The sequence below is a fragment of the Klebsiella sp. BIGb0407 genome (assembly GCF_024807845.1).
GTDB lineage: Bacteria > Pseudomonadota > Gammaproteobacteria > Enterobacterales > Enterobacteriaceae > JGM124.
The window spans coordinates 242,679-262,534 of the sequence record NZ_JANUEQ010000007.1; the positions used below are offsets into that span (position 1 = coordinate 242,679).

The following is a 19,856-nucleotide window of genomic DNA, read 5'->3' on the forward strand; positions in this document are numbered from 1 at the left end:
ATGGAACGCGTACTCATCGTAAATGCAGATGACTTTGGTCTGAGTAAAGGGCAGAACTACGGGATCATTGAAGCCTGTAATAACGGGCTAGTCACCTCAACCACGGCACTGGTTAACGGTGCGGCGATTCGCCATGCGGTTGAACTGAGCCGCACGGTACCTACCCTAGGGGTTGGAATGCATTTTGTTCTGACCTTAGGGGAGCCACTCTCCGGGATGCCGGGCCTAACGCGCGAAGGCCGTCTGGGGAAATGGCTTTGGCAGATGGCGGAGCAGGGCAGCCTGCCGCTGGATGAAATTGCTCATGAACTTGACTGCCAGTATCGCCGTTTTGTCGATCTGTTCGGGAGTGAGCCGACGCATATTGATAGCCATCATCACGTCCATATGCTGGCGCCGATTTATCCTATTGTCGCCGATTTTGCTCGTAAAAAAGGTCTGCCTGTCAGGATCGATCGTCTGCTTATTAAGCAGGATACTCTTGCCCGGGAAGTACCGCGTAGCAGTGAGGCTTTTTCCAGTGAGTTCTACGGTGAAGCGGTATCAGAGTCTCTGTTTTTACAGATACTCGATGCGGCTAGCCGGGATAATGTGTCATCGCTGGAGGTGATGTGCCATCCGTCATTTGTCGATACTATCGTGATGGAAAGCGCCTATTGTTATCCCCGGCTGACGGAACTGGATATTCTGACGTCGGCATCCTTAAAACAGGCTGTTAAGGATCGTGGTTTTCGGTTGGGTAATTATCAGTCGCTGGGTAATTAGCGGCTGGAATAAGTTAGCAATTTTATTTTAAGTTAATTAATAGTAAATGATGACTGTGATTTTATTTGTCTCAGTCATCATGCTGTACGTATTTAAAAAATCCGATTCGATACTCTATTTAAAAGTAAAAAACAAAACTAACTAATTTATTTTTATAAAATAAAAGAGAGGGTGTGTCATGCGTGCATTTAACGGGAAGCATAGTTTATTATATATTACTATTATCACTACTCTATCGGCCGGGGCGGTTATTCCACAGGCTCAGGCAGAAGGTTTTATTGATGACTCCACATTAACTGGCGGTATTTATTACTGGCAGCGTGAACGGGATCGCAAAGATACGCTGGATGGTGATAAATATAAGACTAACCTTTCCCATGCAACCTGGAATGCCAATCTCGACTTTCAGTCGGGTTATGCCGCCGATATGTTTGGTCTTGATGTCGCGGCATTTACCGTGGTTGAAATGATGGAAAGTCATGACAGCGGTCACCCGAATGAAATCGCCTTCTCGAAAAAAAATAAAACCTACGATGAAGATTACTCCGGTGATAAGGGCGGTATTAGCCTGTATAAAGCGGCGGCTAAATTTAAACTGGGTCCTTTATGGGCGCGCGGCGGGTATATTCAGCCTACCGGGCCGACATTGCTGGCCCCGCACTGGAGCTTTATGCCGGGTACCTATCGTGGTGCAGAATTAGGCGCCGATTTTGATTACGGCCAGGCGGGGGCGCTTAACCTCGCCTATATGTGGACTAACAAATATAAAGCGCCGTGGCATCTTGAGATGGATAACTTCTTACAGAATGACAGGGCAACCAAAGTAAGCTATTTACACTCCATTGGCGCCAAATATGATTTTAAAAATGACCTGATACTGGAAGGCGCATTCGGTCAGGCTCAGGGCTATATTGACCAGTATTTCGCTAAAGTCAGCTATCCCATTACGATTGCGGATAAACCGTTACGTACCAGCTATCAGTTTTACGGCACGCGTGACAAAGTCAGCGACGGCGGCGTGAATGATATCTACGATGGCACCGCCTGGCTGCAAGCGCTGACCCTGGGGTATAAAATTGGCGACGTGCTGGATCTCCGTCTGGAAGGCACGCTGGTAAAAGCCGAAGGGCAGCAGGGCTACTTCTTACAGCGTATGACCCCGACCTACGCTTCCTCGAATGGTCGTCTTGATGTCTGGTGGGATAACCGTTCAGACTTTAACGCCAACGGCGAAAAAGCGGTCTTTTTTGGCGCGATGTATGACATGAAAAACTGGGATATGCCGGGCTGGGCTTTCGGTGCTTCCTACGTTTATGGCTGGGACGCGAAGCCGGGTAGAATGGCCTCGCCGGATGCCTGGTATGACCCGAATAAGCGTCTGAAGGAGTCTGCATACAGCCTGGATGCGGTATATACAATACAGGATGGCCGCGCGAAGGGAACCCAGTTTAAACTGCACTATACGGAATACAACAACCACTCTAACATTCCAAGCTGGAGCGGAGGCTACGGCAATATCTTCCAGGATGAGCGTGATGTGAAGTTTATGGTCATTGCGCCGTTCACTCTGTTCTGATTATAGCGGAGCCGCTATTTTCCCGAATTTTGTCGCTGGCAGGCAGGGTAACTCGCCTGCCAGCGACACCGCGATATCAGTCCGCAGTAATCGAGTTACTGTTAATGGTTACGCTGTCTTCCACTGCTTTCAGGGCCAGATTCGCTTCATAGTATTTTTTCTCACCCAGCAGTTTTTGGGCATCTGCGACCGCTTTCTGAGCATGTTTTAGTGGCAGCAAATACAGTTTTTGTGTCACCGCAATATCAGCCAAACGCAGGGTTTCAATCGCGCCTTTTTGATCGTCTTTTGCCAGTTGTTCATTCGCTTTCTTAATCGCTTCCTGTTTTTCAGGCGTGGCAATAAAGTTTTCACTGATACCCATGGTGCCGTCTATCGCAATGTACTGATCGCCGATAAGGGCTGCATTCTTGTCCGTTCTGGCAAATGTCTTCCATTCCGCGCTGTCATCAGCCAGAAGTTTTGCCGCGGCATCGGCCAGTTTAACCGCATGCTCAGGTTCACCCTGGAAAATAGCCAGGCGCGCCATCCGGACATCCTGTACTGCGGTAAAACCCTGCTGAGAAATTTTTAAGGTTTCAGCAGCCTGTTGATGTGCTACTGCCGCACCAGGTGCCTGCTCAGCAACGGCCAGAACCGGAACGGCAGCCAGAGTGGATGCAATCAGTGCTGCGGTTAAAAGACGTTTCATAATCAATATCCCTTACATCAGATAGAAAACAGTACATCAGCCGGAGTCTGAGTGACTCCCGGCCTCAGTGGTCTGTTTTAAGCGTAGATGTGACTTTGTGATATTTCCAGTTGGCAGTGAATTGTGTGGCTTGTTCGGGGTAAAATTAGCGATTTATTCTTTGGTAAATGTAGCGATTTTAAGAGTAAGAATATTGCCAGAAGCCGATCGTTATAAAAAATACGCGTTGCCGGGGGAGTCCTGCAGATCTCAATGATCCGCAGGATTTTTTAGTTACCTAAGAAAACGAAATCGACGATGATGGCATAAAGTATGGGTAACAATGCCAGACCCAGCAGGCTAACCAAAGGGGAAAGTTTACGGATAAATACTATTGGGAACTTCAGGATGGTAAGGATGATTATGATGGGAACACTTCGCCACTCAGAGCGGTTCTGCCAGAATGCCGATCCGATGGAGAGCATCACCAGAATCAAAACGCCGGCGGCTATCTGAGGGCGTGGACTCTCTTCCCGAAATGTGTTGATTGCTTGCCAGGCATAATAAGTCGCTATGACCAGTAACGCCACGGACACCAGCCAGAAAAAGACCTGAGTACATTTTTCTGCGACTCCTCCCGTAGTACTCCAGCGTAAAAGCGTCGGGTAGCCCCAAAGAAAACTGGCAATAACAACGAGCATTAATGCAGGGAGGGAGTCTATCTGAGGTGTTATCTGGCCCATTATCCTGGCAGTATTACCCCAAAAAAGAATGGCAATAATGGTTTCCCAGGTTATTGCTCTACCAGGTTGAGAAAGCTCATTCAACAGTAAAGGATTAAGGCGCTCTTGAAGAGCGGGATGCAGCTGGCGTATTTCGCTGACTTGCGCGTCTAATTGCAGGAAAAGATCGGGGATCAGTCTTCCCCACCATGGGACTGATGCTCCTTTTTCCGTTAGTAAACGCCACTTCAATTGTTTCAGACGACTACCGAGGTATTTCCAGGAAAGTTTTTGCCAGTAGTTTTCTTGCTCCGTCAGGCTTATTTGTTCTTCAAGAGCGAGAATAATCCAGTGGGAAAGCGGAGAGGAGTTATAGCTGTCTAACTGCCAGTGCATTACCGCTGAAACCTCATTTAGCAGGTTACGATCAAGCCCAGGTTGTTCACTGAGCTCGCGAGCCAGCATCAGGCTAAAAGCTTGTAAGGCTTCGAGGGCGTCAGGGATTTCGTTATCAAGATACTGATGCAGTTCTCCCAGCCCTTTAAGTTCATCTTTGATCAATAAAATACTCAGACTGTGCGCCCTGGACCAGAGCTCATTTTGACTCCAGCTGACATCAGGTACAGTCACCGCTTCCGACGCAAACTGTTGATTCTCGTCCGCGGGTTGTGTCGGCTCAGGATAATCATACAACGTTACTTGCTCTTGCTCTTGCTCTTGCACAGGGGGAATTTCTGAGCTGGCATAGCGTTTGGCGCTATCAAAGGCTTCTCGTAGTTCCTGAAATCCCTGGGGGTCTTGGTCCGGGCGGCGTAACTTTAATTCCCGGGCATAGGCGCGGCGGATCTCTCGTTCATCATCTGTAGGCTGAATGCCCAGAACATCCCAAATTGTCGTCATCATTACAATCCGTCGTTAAACTGAGCCAGCACATGGCGCAGTTCATCTCGTGCCAGAGCGATTAAGCGCAAATCCTGCTTTTCAACCGCCTGTTCGAACTGTGTGGCGTAGTGATCGATAATCTGACGTCTTTCACCCAGCGTTTGCTCATAGCGTCTGGCGGCTTCTGCTGCTAACTGGCGATTTTCCGGAACGTCTCGCGGGTGTTGCTTCAGCGCATCGAGTGCTTTCAGGCGTTGGGCTATCTCTTCGGCACTCAGCGTTCCCGGCGCTTTTTCGATGATCATCGTCGAAGTTGCATCCTGACCGTTAACCTTACATTCCACTTCCAGAATACCGTCCAGGGTATATGTGAAACGTATATCTACACTGACCTCACCTGCCTTGCGGGCGGGAACATTGACAGACATCTGGTCGAGCAGCAGGTTATCGCTGACTTTACGCGACTCGCCCTGATAAACCTCAACCTCAATATGACGCTGATTATCCGTCATGGTGCTAAAAGTTTGCATCACGCTGACGGGCACAAATGAATTGCGCTCTATAAGTGGAGCAAAAAATCCAGGTTCTATTTTATCGCCGTTATGGCGGGCGACGGCGATCCCGAGTGAATAGGGCATCACATCGGTCAGGACAATATCATCCAGCGCCCGATTCTCAGCGATCAGCCCCGCCTGAACGCCGGCCCCAAGCGCGACCACTTCATCCGGATTGAGCTCATTACGCGGGAAGCGGCTAAACATGCGGGTAACCAACTGACGAACCAGGGGCATCCTTGTGGCTCCCCCTACCATGATGACGTGATCGAGCTGACTGATATCAAACTGCGCATCTTGTAGCGCCTGAATCACCGGTTTTTTTAATTTTGCCAGCAGCCCGTTACAACACTCATGAAAAGTGTGTTCATCCAGTTCCCACTGATACTCCGTCCCGGCGTGAGTCAGTTTTGCGTTCGCGCGATCCTGGCTACTCAGCTGTTGTTTCAGCTTTTCAGCCTGTTGAGTCAAACCTGCTGATAGCTCGGGAGTACTCGAAACCAGCTCAGGGTAACGGCTTATCATCCATTGGCGTATGACGTCAGTAAAATCGTCGCCGCCAAGCCAGGCGTCACCGCTGCTGGCACGCACCTCAATCACCCCTTCAAACATATCGACAATAGAGACGTCAAAGGTGCCGCCACCCAGGTCGAATATCAGGAATTTTTGCTCTCTGGCATCATTCAAACCGTAGGCGAGTGCCGCGGCGGTGGGTTCATTTAGCAGGCGTTCAACCTGCAACCCCGCCATTTGTCCGGCGGCTTTCACCGCTTTACGCTGTGAATCATTGAAATAAGCCGGAACCGTAATAGCAGCGCGCGTAACGGTACAACCCAGGGCGACTTCAGCATCGGCTTTTAATTTACGCAGAACGAGCGCTGAGAGCTCTTCGGCACGAAACGACTTATTGCCGAGGGTGAAGACTTTATCTGTTCCCATATAACGCTTAAAGCTGGCAACAGTAAGATGAGGGTGACTCACCAGGCGGGATTTTGCGGCCTCGCCAACCAGCAGATTACCTTCATCATCAAGCCCTACGACTGAGGGGGTCAGGCGCTCGTCTTTAGCCCCCGTAATTAATACAGCCCCCTGTTCACTAAACCATGAAATAGCACTGTTTGAAGTGCCAAGATCGATACCAATTATCGGAGAATGATCGCCTGCCATCGCCTTGTCCCTGACATGAGTTTTAAATTAAACCACGCAAAAATTAATATTATTATCCGGGCTGTTATGCAGCCTGCGTGATTAATATATCCGGGGAGTGGGGTGGGTTCAATACATGATTAAATCAGAGGAAGGAACTAAACAGGGTAGAATTATCTGAATAATATGACTTAAGAATTGATCTCGCTTAGATATGAATATATCTATAGATATCTGCCGCTACGTCCTGCTAGCACTCACTATAGGTTATTAATCTATAGAGAGTGCTAATAAAGAGATTACTGATAGGAGTATGTCAGCCCAATAACCGCTTTTGCCGTACCCGGCTTAATTACCTCTCCCGGTTTACGAACATAGCTAAAACCTAATCGGGTACTGACTGGGTTATGCCGCGAATCAGAGGCTGTTCCTGAGTTCTTGATTAAATACTTTTCTTGCCCTGGCACATCTTTGGCCGAGCCATCAGGGCCAAACTGCAAACGTGTTCCGCTGGGGTCTGTTACAGCAAATCTGACTCCGGTGGCTGTTGAATCCGCGGTTAATGTCGCGGTATCTGATGAATTTTTCTGATCGGATAAATCAACAATGGAAACAAAAACATTAATATTAGGGTCGCACTGCAAAGAAAACGTGGATTGTTTGGTACCGATAAGCGTCGAAGAGTCGGCATTTTCAATGGTACTTTGCGCGATTTTATCCATATCAAGGACGACGGCGCTGTTTGCTGGCGTGCAGCCAGTTACCGTTCCTGTGGCATTGAGTGGACGAAAATCGAAATAATAGGCCTCTTGAGTGGTACCGTTGGCATCCTTACAAAGGTACCTATACATTGTTTGTTTCGGGATAACCGTTTCTCCAGTAAAGCGAGTTTCATCTTTATAGAGATAGGCTCCTGTTACCATTTTATGGGGGTTTGCAACTCGGTCTTTATTCTCTTTATAGCCAGTCCAGATGGTTTTAGTCTCTGCAGATAAAGATAGATAGCTAGCTGTGGGGCCATCTTCAAGATTTCCTCCAAGAGGGGATATTGAAAATCCAGGGACACCAGACTCAAATAAAACAATCGGAAGATGTGCTGGGGATGACTGAAAGGTGCGACCAGTCCAGGTGGCGAGAGGCTCATAAACAATGCTGCGAAGAACGTAGTTTACATCGCTACTATTACATATATAAGGTGTGGAGGAACCCGAGTTATAAATAACCTCACCAAACTTTGTTTGATCTGCCGGACCAGAAACATCAATAACTGGAGTGGTATGGTTCATATACTGCCAGAACTCTGGAAAGGCGAATACCTGATTAATCTGGAGTAATGTGATAACTAAGATAGATAAACTTTTTTTAATAAAGGTCATGATAAGATCCTTACTGCTTACTTGTTAATTTTATAGTTTTGATAATGTCATTGTATTCATCGTGAAAATTAACCCAAGTTTCACAATTAGATACAGGATTTGTATTCTCCAGCGGTATTTTTTCATCCGGAGAGAGGTTAATTATCTTAGCCTGCCGATCATTTCTGTTTTTAGACAACGATACGGTAAAAACAAAATCAGAATGATTGCTAAGTGTACATTGATTATCTTCATTGATTAATTTCATATTACTCAATGAGCTATCTCGCAGATCTTTATGACGGTAAATTATTTTAAAGTGATTTCTGACAGCCAATGAAATTGAGTTAACGTCATCATTTGATGTAGATTTTGGAATGGCAGTAAGCGTTAAATTGATTATTTTATCTTTGTTGTGCTGTTTTTTTTCTTTTGGGATAATCGTAATCATATTAGCCGTGTTTTTTTGCAATAAAAACAAAGGGGGTGAGATGATGAAGTCCTTATCATCCAGGGCGCTTTTTATCAGATAATCATTTTCATTATCATTGGTGATCTTGATATTAAGGTGCTTAATTTCATCATTTATCATGAAGCGTGTGCCAACAACAGAAACACCACAGAACCCATCACTAATATAAATGGCCATAAATAATATAAGAATTCTGTTAATCATAAGATAACTCAAAATCAGCAACGCTGATTATTTTTCCTGCTGAGAAAACACTGTTCACTTTTACATAGTAAGCGAAAAAATTTAATGTGTTCGTAGATAAAACGTGATCAATTGTGAATGTTTTTTTATTATTATTAATGTCAATATTATTATTGTCGGTGTCATATAATCCTAATGCGACACCTTTGGCGGCAGCGTCAGTCTCATTAATGTTCTTAAGTAAGTTATTCATGACTGTATCACTATCACCAGTGAATGTTATATGTGCTGATGAAATATTATCAGGGCAATCTGTCAGACTGATTGAAAAGGGGGTTCTGGCAAAGGGGACGCCTATTTCACTTCCCCTTAAATCACCCGTTTGCAAATCAATCGTTGAGTTTAGTGAGTCGTTTGAAATCGTGCAGCTCCGCTCAATAACGCTGGCATTGATGTTAATAGTCACCTCCTCACTAAAACTTACACCAGGTAAACCCATGAATAAGCCTGCGAGGAATAGCGATAATTTATTCATAATAAATATCCAGATAGACTATTGACGATGCATCTCCAGAACCAACATCATTACTTGTTGATTTGTATCGAAGATAAAAATCCAGGGTATGGGTAGTACTGGTAATTATTTTATTTAATGCCTGGATTGTATTTAAGGCGATTTTTTTCTTATTGGTATCTAAAATCTCAATTGCCAGTCCGGTTGCCATAATACCTCCCGATGCGCCACCTTTACCGATTATTTTTAATAGAGTGGTGTCAGTTTCATCGGCTTCACCCGAAAATTTATACGTAACGTTGTTGACATTACCAGTACAATTTTCCAGGCGTATAGAAACAGGTTGTTCGGCACTATTGGTACCTTTCTGACTAAAATCACTTGGATTTAAATCAGGAAAGTTCACATTTTTAATTAAATCCTGACTAGAGACATTGCAACTCTGTGAAAGAATTCCACCGTTAACCTGAACGGTAACATCTATAGCAGATGCCGTAGAACAAGATAAACATAATAAAAGAAATGTGAACAACTTACTCATAAAGTATCCTTTATTACTGGCAATTTACACTAAGGTTATTAATGTTTTTCATGTCAGATTTTTCATTATAATTAATGGCAAATTTACAACTATTATCTTTATTGATCTTAACCATGTATTGAGATCCCGGTTTAACACCGGTTAAATATACTGTACTGTCATCATTGACAATGGATGTTATTTTATCTGACTCATTGATGACCAGAGTGCCAAATTTTACTGGTTTATTATTATATTTAATCGAGACTAAAAAGTTGTATCCTTTGCGTACATCAAATACCACTTTACTAATCGCTCCCCTGGTAGGGGCAACTTTTAAAATTTTTCCATCAATATCATAACCGGTACCAAATGATTCTGGTGACAGAGCTATGTCATTATAATGGTAGGCCGTTGCGTAAGGGATCAAGGCATAGCCATAGCGATTAATCGTTATATTTTCTCCTGACCTATCGAGCTTAGCTCCCGTCGCTCCTTTAGCTTCAACCAGGATCGCGGTATCATTTGCTTCTCTGGATAAAACAATACCACCCTGATGAACAAGCATGGAACCTGTCAGGCCATAGTCAAACTCTTTAGAATTTCTGGTGATTGTGGTTCCAGCATTAATATCCGCAGCATTCGCTTTATAGCGGGCATTGAAATTTGATCTATCCTGACTGTTATTGCTGACAGTCTGATAAATATTATAGTTTAATTTATCATCTAGCGTCGTTCCATACAGACTAGTTGCATTGCTATAACTTGAATTGTTATAACTAACGCTATTTGTTAAATACATTCTGTTTTTGTCAGTGTTATTAGATAATGGCATTGAAAATGAGAGGTAAAACATATCATCATTCAAGTTTTTATATTTATTCTTATTGTAACTGGCAGACAGCATAATATTGTTTAAACCCGTGAATGATTTATTCCATCCAATCTGTATGTTCTGGGATTTGGTATCAGTTCCCCAATAGGAGTTAATATTTCCCCATAGATACAACTGTCCGTAATCGGCCAGACTTTGTGATATATTTACCTGGAAGCTATTTTTCTTACGTTCGTTTCTCGAATAAGCGATATAATCATTGACATCATATCTTACGCTGTTCTGATAATTAGCTTCGCTAAAAGTATAGTAGTTAGATGTTGAATAGCGGTAACCCGTTAACTGAAAGTTCGTTCCTGTATCACTGAATGATTTTGCATATAAAATACGATATGAGTTACCGACATAATCTTTATCTCTGATTTTAGCTTTTGATTGAATTGAATCAAAGGATAAAGCACCAATCTTACCGATATCTTTTGCTAAACCTAGCCCAAAGGCAACATAATTTCTCGCAATCTGGTAACCGGTATACATTGTGGTATCCAGAGGTAAACCAAGCCCAAATGAACCCTGGACAAATTTACTTTTATCGGCCTGTGAAATATCGAGCTGCCCTATAGCAACCGAGTAATTATATCTTTTATGGCGTAATAAATTTGGCAGCGATGAGTAAGGAACAGTATATTTTGTCACTACGCCTTGATCGGAGGTTAGCTCAACCTCATAGTCTCCGCTGGTTCCTACAGAGTTTAAGTTCTCTATATTATAAGGGCCAGGGTTTATATATTCCTGATAAAGAATATTATTATTCTGTCTGATGGTTATTTTTGATCGAGTTTCAGCAATACCTTTAATCGTCGGACTATAACCCTTTTCACTTTCTGGCAGCATTTCATTGGATGTGGCAAGTGACATACCAACATAGGAGTTAGAATCAAATAGATTTGACCCTAGAACACTCTGGCCTATGGTTAATGTAGATTTGATGGCATTAATATTTTTGGTAGCAAAAATGCTATTCGAGTTCCATTCATGAGATGAGTTTTTACCCATTTTATTTTGATTGTAATAGGTACTTGAATTAAAACGCCACGAACCAATGTTCAATCTATTAGCGATACTAAAAAATGTAGATGAGTAGTCATCCATATTTTTACTTTTAGTATAAGAGCCATTAATATTGTAGTTGGTCATTAAGGCCGTTATACCATCATCCCAGTCTGATTCATTCGCAAGAGTTGAACGAAGTGATGTGAGATAAATTTGTGGGAACAGTAATGTCAATGTCAATTTAGATAAATCGACGTCGTAACTAAAATCGTTAATATACTCATTGATATTAATGCAATCATTATTATGGGATGATGCATTTAACTTACTTAAAGTATCTTTATTGAAAGGGATAATATCAATTATTTCTTGTGTAAAGCAGGCTGAAACTTTCTTGTTTTTATCTTCTTTAAATCTAATATTGACGCTTTTGATAAAGCTTTCACCAATGTTTAAGCTTAAGAAATAATTCCCTGGTGTTACATTATTTCCTGCCGAAAGGTAGGCGAGATCGTCGATGGAATCAACATCAGACCCTAAAAAAAGGGGGTTAAAATAATCTTGCGAATATGAATAATTTACATGTAAACATAAACTTAATAATAAAAATTTCTTCATAGCCCGCATGGATTTACTTCCGGAGTTAATTAAAACTGCATTGTTTATCTTTTACCTGAACACCATAGTCATTGATAAAGTTGAATTTTAAATTTTTACTTTTATCTGTTGTGTTCAAAAAAGCGGCTGTCATCGGTGCAATGGTTTCAGCAGTTGATATTTCTTTTCCATTAACTCTTAATGAAGACAGGTTCATATAAAAGGGCGTTGGGTTTTCAATTTTTAGTTTGTTATTTTCATAACTACATTTAATTTTTTCATATGATGCAAATGAATCATTATGTAGATTAGTCGGTCTGGTAAATAACTTTATCTTCGTTGTTGTTGAGATGAGCAGTGCGTTGTCTATTTTTTGTTCTTCTTCTGTCAGCGAAGGTATAACCTTGGTATTGAGAAAATATAATTTTTCTCTATCTTTTGGAAGGTTATTTTTGTCTCCGGTATATACTACATTTAATAAATTATCTGAGTCTGACTTAATGACAAAAAGTGGTGGTGTAATAATAAAATCAGATACTTTGTTATTTTTTTCATCTGTTATCCATGACTGAACAAGATAATTTGAACCTTTATCACTATTGTATACTTTTAATGTGACTTGGTTTTTATCTATCGGATAAATTAATCGCGTGGCGCCTAATGATACACCACCGGCATAAACACCTTGGCAGCAGAATAATAAAGATGCGATTAGCGTTATTTTTTTTAACATAGGTACTCCAAAGAGGTCATTGGTCATGACTGACCAATGACCTCTAATATTAGAAATATAAAAATTAATTATAAGTCAGCATAAAGTTTGCAGCAGACTGAACTGAACCTGCAGTTACAGCAGCACCAGTTGATTTGTAATCTACAGACAGTGGGATTGTGGTACTTTTCGTCAGGTTAATTTTAGAACTTAAAGCACCGACTTTTAATTCAGTTCCATCTGGATTGAACAATTGCAAGCCTACATTTTGTGCAGAACCAGCACCAGCGGTGTTGGCTAATACACCTGCGTTGTCTGCAACAGTTTGTCCATTAAATGAGATTTGAACGGTGTCAACAGTATCTTCACAATCAAGCAGGCTGATAGTGAAAGATTTTTTGGCATTTGCCAGCTGATTTGCAGCTTTAAAAGTGGTTGCTTTTACGGTGTCTAAAGTAACGATTTTATCGGTATCTGAGCCTGATACAGCACAAGCCCCTGAAGTAACTTCACCGTTAAATGTGATTTTACCGCCATTAACGGCTGGAGCAACTGGGTCAGCTGCATTGGCTGCGCCACAAATCAGGGTAGCAACGATAGCAGACAGTACTGTAAGTTTTTTGTTAATGCTCATGTATATATCCTCATATATTAATGATAATAGCGAATGTGGGCAGTTTCCGTACATGTGATGATTAATGTAATTTTCACAGGTACTGGTGAAACTAAAAAAACTATTTATTTGAACTAAACGCTAAGAAAGAAAAATACATAAAAGCGCATTCACCTTATGTTACTAAAGTGTAAGTAAGAAATATTGTAGTGGGATTTTTCTTACATTTTTCTTATTAACTAAGAATCTGCCTGAATAATAAATCGCTATCTTTAATCTAAGGATTTTCTTATTAATGGATTTTTCTTAGTTTTTTGTTTCTGTATTTATCTCTCTCTTCGGAACGGGATGAAATATAAACGAAGAGAAATTTAAGTACAACAGGCTAATACAACAAATTTATATCCTGGTGATAAAGTTAAGTTATTTACAGAGATTGCTTTCTTGGTTTAATCATCTAAAAAACAATAGGTTATGAAAAACCATTGTAAGATAAAGGTCTTTTGTAAAGATTCTGTAATTTGAATGTATTATCGACTGCTTTAAGATTTTTATTATAAAATTAATGTGATTTGTTGGATTGTATTATCTATACTAGGACATTGCTTATTAAATGTTATTTTTTTGTTTTTCGGATATTCTTGCATATGATCGAATTATATTTTAATCACTATTTCTCGTATTGTTCGGGATAATTCTTACGAGAGGTGAATACTTCGTTAAATTATAATAATGAGGGTTTTGTTATTTGCAGGAGCAATGCCAGAGTGTGCCCCTGCATAATAGCGGTCTGTATTAGTAGAGATAATGCTCTCGTAGTTCAGCACTACGGGCGCTATCAAGCTGATAGTCGTGCTCCAGCCATGACGCCGCCGAGCCGTAACGTTCGGTAATAGCCTGGATTGCTGCCTGTAAGAAATCAGGGTTAGCTTCCAGCAAATAGCCGAACTGTTGCAAAGCGCGTTTATCAAGCGTTTCTGCATATTGCGCCAGAAGCTGTTCCCGGTAAGATGCCAGAACTTCTCCTGTGCGTAAGTAGTCGGCCATAATGGTTTCTTCATCAGCCCCTAGTGCAAACAAAACCAGAGCTGAGCCAACGCCGGTGCGGTCTTTTCCAAAAGCACAGTGCTGTACGATGCCTCCCTCGGGTTTCGCCAGTATCTGCGATACTAGTTCACGATAGGCCGGGTTAGCAAAGGGTAAACGGCGATAAAAATCACACATCCAAATCCTGGCATCGAGCTCGGCTAAGGTTTCTGTTGTCAGCTTCTCCAGATTACCGTTGACCAGCTGCCCTTCCGGATTCGCCGGAACGGAATAATATGAGACGCCTGACCACAGTTGGTCCGGTTTAATTCGGCATTCTTCTTCATCTCGGTAGTCGAGGATCACGCGCAGGGGAAGATCGCGTAATGTTGTACGATCACGCTCCGACAACTGATGTAAATCGCCGGCACGGAATAAGTGTCCGGGTTTGACTCGTCGACCTTCTGCTGCGAGTAATCCACCAAAATCACGGAAGTTAATTCCTCCGTCTAAGATAAGCCCTGACTCAGCTGGCATTGCATCATTACGTTCTGCCATAATCCTTTCTCCTTTTGCTGATATTATTTTCCCCAGCCAGACCTGCGCTGTTACCTCTGAAACATAGAATATATCATTACTTGGTTATTAGTCTGTCTGAGTAGGTTCAATCCAGATTGAGGTAAAGTCGAACCAACCGAGATTATTAAAGTGGATCCCTTGTGTTTGCCCGGAGCCCGCGAGATGCATCCAGTGATGAAACAGAGGTTGAAGCCAGCCATCACCGATGATATTGGCTGTCAGCTGTTGTGATGAAAGCTTTTCACTGCGCCATTGTTGCTGCCAGTCGGCAAAACGTTGCTGGCAGCCACCTGATACCGAAGTCTTAAGTAATGACATCCCCAGTAACCATGCGCCAATATTCCATTGTTCTGGCAACGTAAAATTAACGGTGCCGAGCCAGATATCAGCATCGGCTTCTCCTCTGGCCCAGGCATCATAGGGTAGCTCCGTAGTATCAAGGATAATATTGTGCGCCGCGAGCAGATTCCGAAAGGCCGCGACCAGCATGGGAAGCTCCCAGTGATGTTGATGATACGCCAGGCGTAAACGCTGTGGCTGTTCCGCTTCCTGTTGCTGCCAGGGAGAATCTGCCGGGCCGGGTGATATCGTATGGAACCAGTCCGGTCGTAAACTGGTAGCAGGAGACCACAGAGGACGAATAGCTTCTGGCAGATTCTTAAGAAGAAGAGCCGGATTCAGGATATGTTGCAACCAGCGCCGTTGTTCGAGATTTTTTAGCAGAGGGGAGCGGCTGTCGTAGAGCAGAAAATATCCCCCTTTTTCCAGTACCGGATTAGCGGGAGGCTCTGCAAAATGTTCTCCGTACGCTGAAACATATTCAACATCACTCATGCTTGAACTCAATAATGCGAACGGACGGTTTAGATCTTCTTCATTAGCAGCATCAAGACAGGTAATAACCTCAATTTCATCCAGTAAACTTCTAAAGCCAAAGTAGTTATCAAAGGCTGTCAGCATTAAATGCCAGTCATTATTTTCAGTAACCCGATAGGGGCCGGTTCCTACAGGATTTGAGGCGAAGTTGCTCCGCTGATGATGGTCTGCGGGCAGGATTAATGTACCGGTATCAGCCAGTAGCTGCGGTAAATTTTCATCCGGGTAAGTGAGCTCAATAATCACACTCAGGTCTCCCTGAGGTTCAATCTGGTGGAAATGTGAGAATAACGGTGCAGTGGCGCTACGATACAGGGATGCGACAACATCTTTACTGGTTAAGGGGGTACCGTCATGAAACAACACGCCCGGGCGCAGAAAAAAACACCAGCGCAAAGGGCTGAGTTTACGCCAGTGATGTGCCAGCCCTGCACTGATTTGGCCTGTACTTTCATCAACGCTCGTCAAACCGCTAAATATCTGTTTAACCAGATGGACTTCTGAGCGACGAAGAGGAGAGCCCGGATACAAGTTATGCAAAGTTCTATAGTAAGGAACGCGCAGTGACTGACGACCGTCCTCAATACTGTGTCCCATCCTGTTACGCAGTAATTGCGCCAGTTGCTGCCGGTCTTCACCCAGTATCGCCAGAGCGCCGTTCATATCATTACGACTGAGCAGTCGCTCTGCTTTTGCCAGTATCAGCATTTGTGAGGAGCTGTGCAGGGTAAGCCGGGCCTTATGCCCACGGCCGGGCTGACTTTGCCAGGTAAGCCAGCCCGCTTGCTGCATATGAATGATAAGAGTACGCATATGACGTTTACTGCAATACAAAAGATCGGCCAGTCCCTGAAGGGTGATAAACACATCACGTTCCGGGAATATGGCGATAAGCTTCTGATAATGCTGTTCAAGGCGCTGAATATTCATAAAAGATGAACTCTGGATGGAGAAATACATCAATTTTTTATTTCCCCTTTTTAACGCATTATTTCCCTACATTCAACGACCGCTACGGTAGGGAAACATTATGATCAATATGATTACCAAAGAGACCAAAATTTGTATGTCACTGGCCGCAAGGCCCACCAACTTCGGTACCCGATTCCACAATTACCTCTACCAGGCTCTGGGGCTGAATTATTTATATAAAGCTTTTACGACCGAGGATTTAGCTGGGGCGATTACGGGAATTAAAGCTCTGGGGATCCGAGGATGCGGGGTATCAATGCCGTTTAAACAGGCGTGTATTCCTTTTCTTGACGAGCTGGATGTATCGGCGAGCGTTATCAATTCGGTTAATACTATTGTCAATAATGACGGCTATCTTAAAGGCTATAACACCGATTATATTGCTATTGAAACCTTGCTCAATCAGCATCAGGTTGCTGCGGGGATGACTTTTGCGTTGAAAGGGAGTGGTGGTATGGCCAGCGCAGTAGCTTGTGCTTTGAAAAACCATGGTTTTACCAATGGTTATATTATTGCCCGTGACGATGAAAGTGGTCAGTCGCTGGCTAAAGCCCAGGGTTTTCAGCATCAAAGGACCCTGGATGGCATCACTGCGGATATTTTGATTAATGCGACGCCACTAGGCATGGCTGGCGGTAAAGAAGCAGATACCCTGGCCTTTTTACCGCAGGAAATTGACGCTGCCAGAGTGATTTTTGATGTTGTGGCATTACCAGCCGAAACGCCGTTGATTCGTTATGCGCAGGAAAAGCATAAATCAGTGATTAGTGGGGCGGAAGTCTTTGCGATTCAGGCCGTGGAGCAGTTCAGTCTGTATACCGGAGTGCGTCCATCTGATGAGTTATTTGCCCGCGCAGCTGCCTATGCCAGGCAGTAAAGTGTGACTATCAATCGGGGGAAGATTGAATGTGATTCATCGCCCCCGTTTTCTGGAAACTCAGTATACTTGTGCAGAAGAGAATATTGTCCCTGGGTCTGCCACTGAAAGAGGGATAAGTATAAGATTGTCAGATAAACATTCAGTATGTCTTGGGAGAAGTAGGGATGTATGAACCGTTAGTGATTAAATATCTGATAGGCACAGGTATCATTGCCCTGCTCTTTATTGGCTATCTGGTCGTTATTTTTTTCCAGAAGAGAAAACAACGTCACCAGCGTAATATTTTTATTCATCTTCTTTCTACCTTACTGTTATGCGGTTTGATTTTTATTATTAGCCAGTATACCGATATGGCGATCGTTGATTTTAATCTCAAATTTATTTCATTTGAAATTGTCAATGTTTTCACTACGGCAGCAATGGCCTTTATTTTTATGAGTAAAATTTTTCAGTTGTTAAATCGACTGGAAAAAAATCAGATAAAAAAAGGTAGCGATCCGACATCGGCAAAAATGATCTCCAGAATCTCAAAAACCAGTATTTTTGTGGTTATTGTACTGCTCTTTGGTGAACATTTCGGGATGAGTCTGTCAGGATTAATGACGTTTGGCGGGATCGGCGGCATCGCGATTGGTATGGCAGGTCGCGATATTCTGAGTAATTTCTTCTCCGGCGTCATGCTCTATTTTGACAGACCCTTTAATATTGGCGACTGGATCAGTTCACCGGATAGAAAAATAGAGGGGACGGTGGTTGAAATTGGCTGGAGAATTACCAAAATAATCACCTTTGATCATCGACCTTTGTATGTCCCTAACTCTATTTTTTCATCAATCAGTGTAGAAAACCCCGGGCAGATGACTAACCGGCGTATCACTACTGAATTAGGGCTGCGTTATGACGATGCAGACAAAATCGGTGTGATCGTCGATGATATTCGTACCATGCTGATGCAACACGAAAAAATTGATACTCATCAGACACTGCTGGTCTATTTTAATCAGTTTGCCGATTCATCTCTGAATATTATGGTTTACTGTTTTACTAAAACCACGGTCTGGAGCGAATGGCTGGCTATTCAGCAGGAAGTGTATTTAAAGATGATCGCTATCATTCATCAGCATGAAGCCGATTTTGCCTTCCCGACACAGACTGTTTATAACAATAACGCAGGGAAAATATCCGTCAGTACTGTTAGCGTTGATAAGCTTCCCTGACTGAATGTATGAGCCACGACAGATAATAATCTGGAGTGGCTCAATAGTATCTTTACTGATATGAATAGGTAAAGCCAATTACCGCTTTGGCACTGCCTGCTTTCAGCTCTTCCTCTGGTTTACGCACATAGCTAAAACCAAACTGGGTGCTGACGGGGTTATTGCGCGAAGCCGAGGCATTACCTGAATTCTGGATAAAATATTTTTGCTGTTCTGGTACACCAACAGCGGATCCGTCCGGGCCAAAAACTAAGCGTCTTCCCGCCGGGCCTGTTACGGCAAATCCAACTCCGCTGGCTGTTGAATCTGCTGTTAATGTCGCCGTTTCAGATCTGTTTTTTTGATCGGATAAGTCGACAATAGAAACTGACACATTGATATTGGGATCGCACTGTAGCGTCAGTGTTGATTGCCGGGTACCGATCAGTGTGGAATTATCCGTATTTTCAATAGTATTCATTGCTATTTTATCCATTTCAATAACCACTGCGTTATTGACTGGGGCACAGCCGGTTACCGCGCCATTAATCGTTATTGGGCGAAAAACAAAATTATAAGCTTCCTGAGTCGTACCCTCGCCATCTTTACAAAGATAGCGGTACATCGTTTGCCCGGGAATAATAGTGCTGCCTGTAAGGCGATTTTCATCTTTATATAAATAGACTCCTGCCGTGAATCTGACCTGGCGGGTGGCAGTTCCTTGTGTTCCCGTCCAGACTGTCGTGATTGCTGTTGCTAATGGGCTGAAGTTAGCTGGATAGCCAAGGTCAGTATTTCCCCCCATAGGCGTTAAAGAAAATCCAGGAACACCAGACTCAAATAAAGGGATAGGAGTATGCGCTGAGGTTGACTGAAAAATACGGCCAGTCCATGTGGCAACCGGTTCATACACGATACTGCGAAGCGTATAATTGACCGTTCTGTCGTTACATATATTGTGAACAGCTGAGCCAGTATTAAATATTATTGAACCAAAGGCTAACTGGTCTGCGGGACCGGAAACGGTTCTCGACTGACCTCCGCTATTGATATATTCGGTCTTTTCAGGATAGGCGAATACCTGATTGACCTGAAGTAATGTTATGGCTAAAAGAGCCAATCTTTTTTTAATAGAAAACATATTAAATTCCTTTCTGC

17 protein-coding genes are annotated in these 19,856 nt (G+C 43.1%); 4 read left to right on the forward strand and 13 right to left on the reverse strand.

The window, feature by feature from the left end; genetic code table 11:
• Positions 1 to 765 (forward strand): chitin disaccharide deacetylase, encoded by a 765-nt coding sequence (gene chbG / locus M2387_RS19780; protein ID WP_259051943.1) that lies wholly within the window; start codon positions 1 to 3, stop codon positions 763 to 765.
• Between the two features lie 178 nt (positions 766 to 943).
• Complete coding sequence (gene chiP / locus M2387_RS19785; RefSeq protein WP_259051944.1) at positions 944 to 2,341, forward strand: chitoporin ChiP; 1,398 nt, start codon at positions 944 to 946, stop codon at positions 2,339 to 2,341.
• A 76-nt stretch (positions 2,342 to 2,417) separates the two neighbouring features.
• On the opposite strand, the gene M2387_RS19790 is transcribed toward chiP, so the two are convergent.
• The 12 genes from M2387_RS19790 to sgrR all read right to left on the reverse strand — a co-directional run bounded on the left by M2387_RS19790 (position 2,418) and on the right by sgrR (position 16,580).
• Entirely contained in the window at positions 2,418 to 3,032 is a 615-nt protein-coding gene (locus M2387_RS19790; RefSeq protein ID WP_259051945.1) for a YfdX family protein, read from the reverse strand.
• Positions 3,033 to 3,301: 269 nt separating this feature from the next.
• Positions 3,302 to 4,636, reverse strand: coding sequence for a J domain-containing protein (locus M2387_RS19795; protein ID WP_259051946.1), 1,335 nt, complete (start codon positions 4,634 to 4,636; stop codon positions 3,302 to 3,304).
• On the reverse strand, positions 4,636 to 6,336 hold the full coding sequence (locus M2387_RS19800; protein ID WP_259051947.1) for a molecular chaperone HscC: 1,701 nt from the start codon (positions 6,334 to 6,336) through the stop codon (positions 4,636 to 4,638). Before M2387_RS19800 ends, M2387_RS19795 begins: the two co-directional genes overlap by 1 nt.
• A 278-nt stretch (positions 6,337 to 6,614) precedes the next feature.
• Positions 6,615 to 7,691 carry a fimbrial protein gene (locus M2387_RS19805; RefSeq protein WP_259051948.1) on the reverse strand — a complete coding sequence of 359 codons (1,077 nt, stop codon included), beginning with the start codon at positions 7,689 to 7,691 and terminating at the stop codon, positions 6,615 to 6,617.
• Positions 7,692 to 7,701: 10 nt separating this feature from the next.
• Positions 7,702 to 8,319 carry a fimbrial biogenesis chaperone gene (locus tag M2387_RS19810; RefSeq protein ID WP_259051949.1) on the reverse strand — a complete coding sequence of 206 codons (618 nt, stop codon included), beginning with the start codon at positions 8,317 to 8,319 and terminating at the stop codon, positions 7,702 to 7,704.
• 19 nt (positions 8,320 to 8,338) lie between these two features.
• On the reverse strand, positions 8,339 to 8,860 hold the full coding sequence (locus M2387_RS19815; RefSeq protein WP_259051950.1) for a fimbrial protein: 522 nt from the start codon (positions 8,858 to 8,860) through the stop codon (positions 8,339 to 8,341).
• Positions 8,853 to 9,380 carry a fimbrial protein gene (locus M2387_RS19820; RefSeq protein ID WP_259051951.1) on the reverse strand — a complete coding sequence of 176 codons (528 nt, stop codon included), beginning with the start codon at positions 9,378 to 9,380 and terminating at the stop codon, positions 8,853 to 8,855. Before M2387_RS19820 ends, M2387_RS19815 begins: the two co-directional genes overlap by 8 nt.
• A gap of 13 nt (positions 9,381 to 9,393) precedes the next feature.
• Entirely contained in the window at positions 9,394 to 11,874 is a 2,481-nt protein-coding gene (locus M2387_RS19825; RefSeq protein WP_259051952.1) for a fimbria/pilus outer membrane usher protein, read from the reverse strand.
• A gap of 16 nt (positions 11,875 to 11,890) precedes the next feature.
• Positions 11,891 to 12,577 carry a fimbrial biogenesis chaperone gene (locus M2387_RS19830; RefSeq protein ID WP_259051953.1) on the reverse strand — a complete coding sequence of 229 codons (687 nt, stop codon included), beginning with the start codon at positions 12,575 to 12,577 and terminating at the stop codon, positions 11,891 to 11,893.
• Positions 12,578 to 12,641: 64 nt separating this feature from the next.
• Positions 12,642 to 13,190, reverse strand: a complete 549-nt coding sequence (locus M2387_RS19835; protein WP_259051954.1) for a fimbrial protein — start codon at positions 13,188 to 13,190, stop codon at positions 12,642 to 12,644.
• Between the two features lie 774 nt (positions 13,191 to 13,964).
• Positions 13,965 to 14,753, reverse strand: a complete 789-nt coding sequence (locus M2387_RS19840) for a tyrosine-protein phosphatase (RefSeq protein ID WP_259051956.1) — start codon at positions 14,751 to 14,753, stop codon at positions 13,965 to 13,967.
• Between the two features lie 87 nt (positions 14,754 to 14,840).
• Positions 14,841 to 16,580: an HTH-type transcriptional regulator SgrR gene (sgrR, locus tag M2387_RS19845; protein ID WP_259051958.1), complete on the reverse strand. Its 1,740-nt coding sequence runs from the start codon at positions 16,578 to 16,580 to the stop codon at positions 14,841 to 14,843.
• A gap of 100 nt (positions 16,581 to 16,680) precedes the next feature.
• Between sgrR and M2387_RS19850 the strand changes: the two genes are divergently transcribed.
• Complete coding sequence (locus M2387_RS19850) at positions 16,681 to 17,499, forward strand: shikimate 5-dehydrogenase (protein WP_259051960.1); 819 nt, start codon at positions 16,681 to 16,683, stop codon at positions 17,497 to 17,499.
• Positions 17,500 to 17,666: 167 nt separating this feature from the next.
• Complete coding sequence (locus M2387_RS19855) at positions 17,667 to 18,719, forward strand: mechanosensitive ion channel family protein (protein WP_259051961.1); 1,053 nt, start codon at positions 17,667 to 17,669, stop codon at positions 18,717 to 18,719.
• A 52-nt stretch (positions 18,720 to 18,771) separates the two neighbouring features.
• Here the strand turns inward: M2387_RS19855 and M2387_RS19860 are convergent, their stop codons facing one another.
• On the reverse strand, positions 18,772 to 19,839 hold the full coding sequence (locus M2387_RS19860) for a fimbrial protein (protein WP_259051962.1): 1,068 nt from the start codon (positions 19,837 to 19,839) through the stop codon (positions 18,772 to 18,774).
• Between the last annotated feature and the right edge of the window lie 17 nt (positions 19,840 to 19,856).

Bases quoted from the DNA above. Each gene is read 5' to 3' on its own strand.
- sgrR (WP_259051958.1), bottom strand. From the start codon at position 16,580: ATGAATATTCAGCGCCTTGAACAGCATTATCAGAAGCTTATCGCCATA.
- M2387_RS19850 (WP_259051960.1), top strand. From the start codon at position 16,681: ATGATCAATATGATTACCAAAGAGACCAAAATTTGTATGTCACTGGCC.
- M2387_RS19800 (WP_259051947.1), bottom strand. From the start codon at position 6,336: ATGGCAGGCGATCATTCTCCGATAATTGGTATCGATCTTGGCACTTCA.
- M2387_RS19805 (WP_259051948.1), bottom strand. From the start codon at position 7,691: ATGACCTTTATTAAAAAAAGTTTATCTATCTTAGTTATCACATTACTC.
- M2387_RS19840 (WP_259051956.1), bottom strand. From the start codon at position 14,753: ATGGCAGAACGTAATGATGCAATGCCAGCTGAGTCAGGGCTTATCTTA.
- M2387_RS19860 (WP_259051962.1), bottom strand. From the start codon at position 19,839: ATGTTTTCTATTAAAAAAAGATTGGCTCTTTTAGCCATAACATTACTT.
- chbG (WP_259051943.1), top strand. From the start codon at position 1: ATGGAACGCGTACTCATCGTAAATGCAGATGACTTTGGTCTGAGTAAA.
- M2387_RS19825 (WP_259051952.1), bottom strand. From the start codon at position 11,874: ATGCGGGCTATGAAGAAATTTTTATTATTAAGTTTATGTTTACATGTA.
- chiP (WP_259051944.1), top strand. From the start codon at position 944: ATGCGTGCATTTAACGGGAAGCATAGTTTATTATATATTACTATTATC.
- M2387_RS19820 (WP_259051951.1), bottom strand. From the start codon at position 9,380: ATGAGTAAGTTGTTCACATTTCTTTTATTATGTTTATCTTGTTCTACG.
- M2387_RS19830 (WP_259051953.1), bottom strand. From the start codon at position 12,577: ATGTTAAAAAAAATAACGCTAATCGCATCTTTATTATTCTGCTGCCAA.
- M2387_RS19810 (WP_259051949.1), bottom strand. From the start codon at position 8,319: ATGGCCATTTATATTAGTGATGGGTTCTGTGGTGTTTCTGTTGTTGGC.
- M2387_RS19835 (WP_259051954.1), bottom strand. From the start codon at position 13,190: ATGAGCATTAACAAAAAACTTACAGTACTGTCTGCTATCGTTGCTACC.
- M2387_RS19795 (WP_259051946.1), bottom strand. From the start codon at position 4,636: ATGATGACGACAATTTGGGATGTTCTGGGCATTCAGCCTACAGATGAT.
- M2387_RS19855 (WP_259051961.1), top strand. From the start codon at position 17,667: ATGTATGAACCGTTAGTGATTAAATATCTGATAGGCACAGGTATCATT.
- M2387_RS19815 (WP_259051950.1), bottom strand. From the start codon at position 8,860: ATGAATAAATTATCGCTATTCCTCGCAGGCTTATTCATGGGTTTACCT.
- M2387_RS19790 (WP_259051945.1), bottom strand. From the start codon at position 3,032: ATGAAACGTCTTTTAACCGCAGCACTGATTGCATCCACTCTGGCTGCC.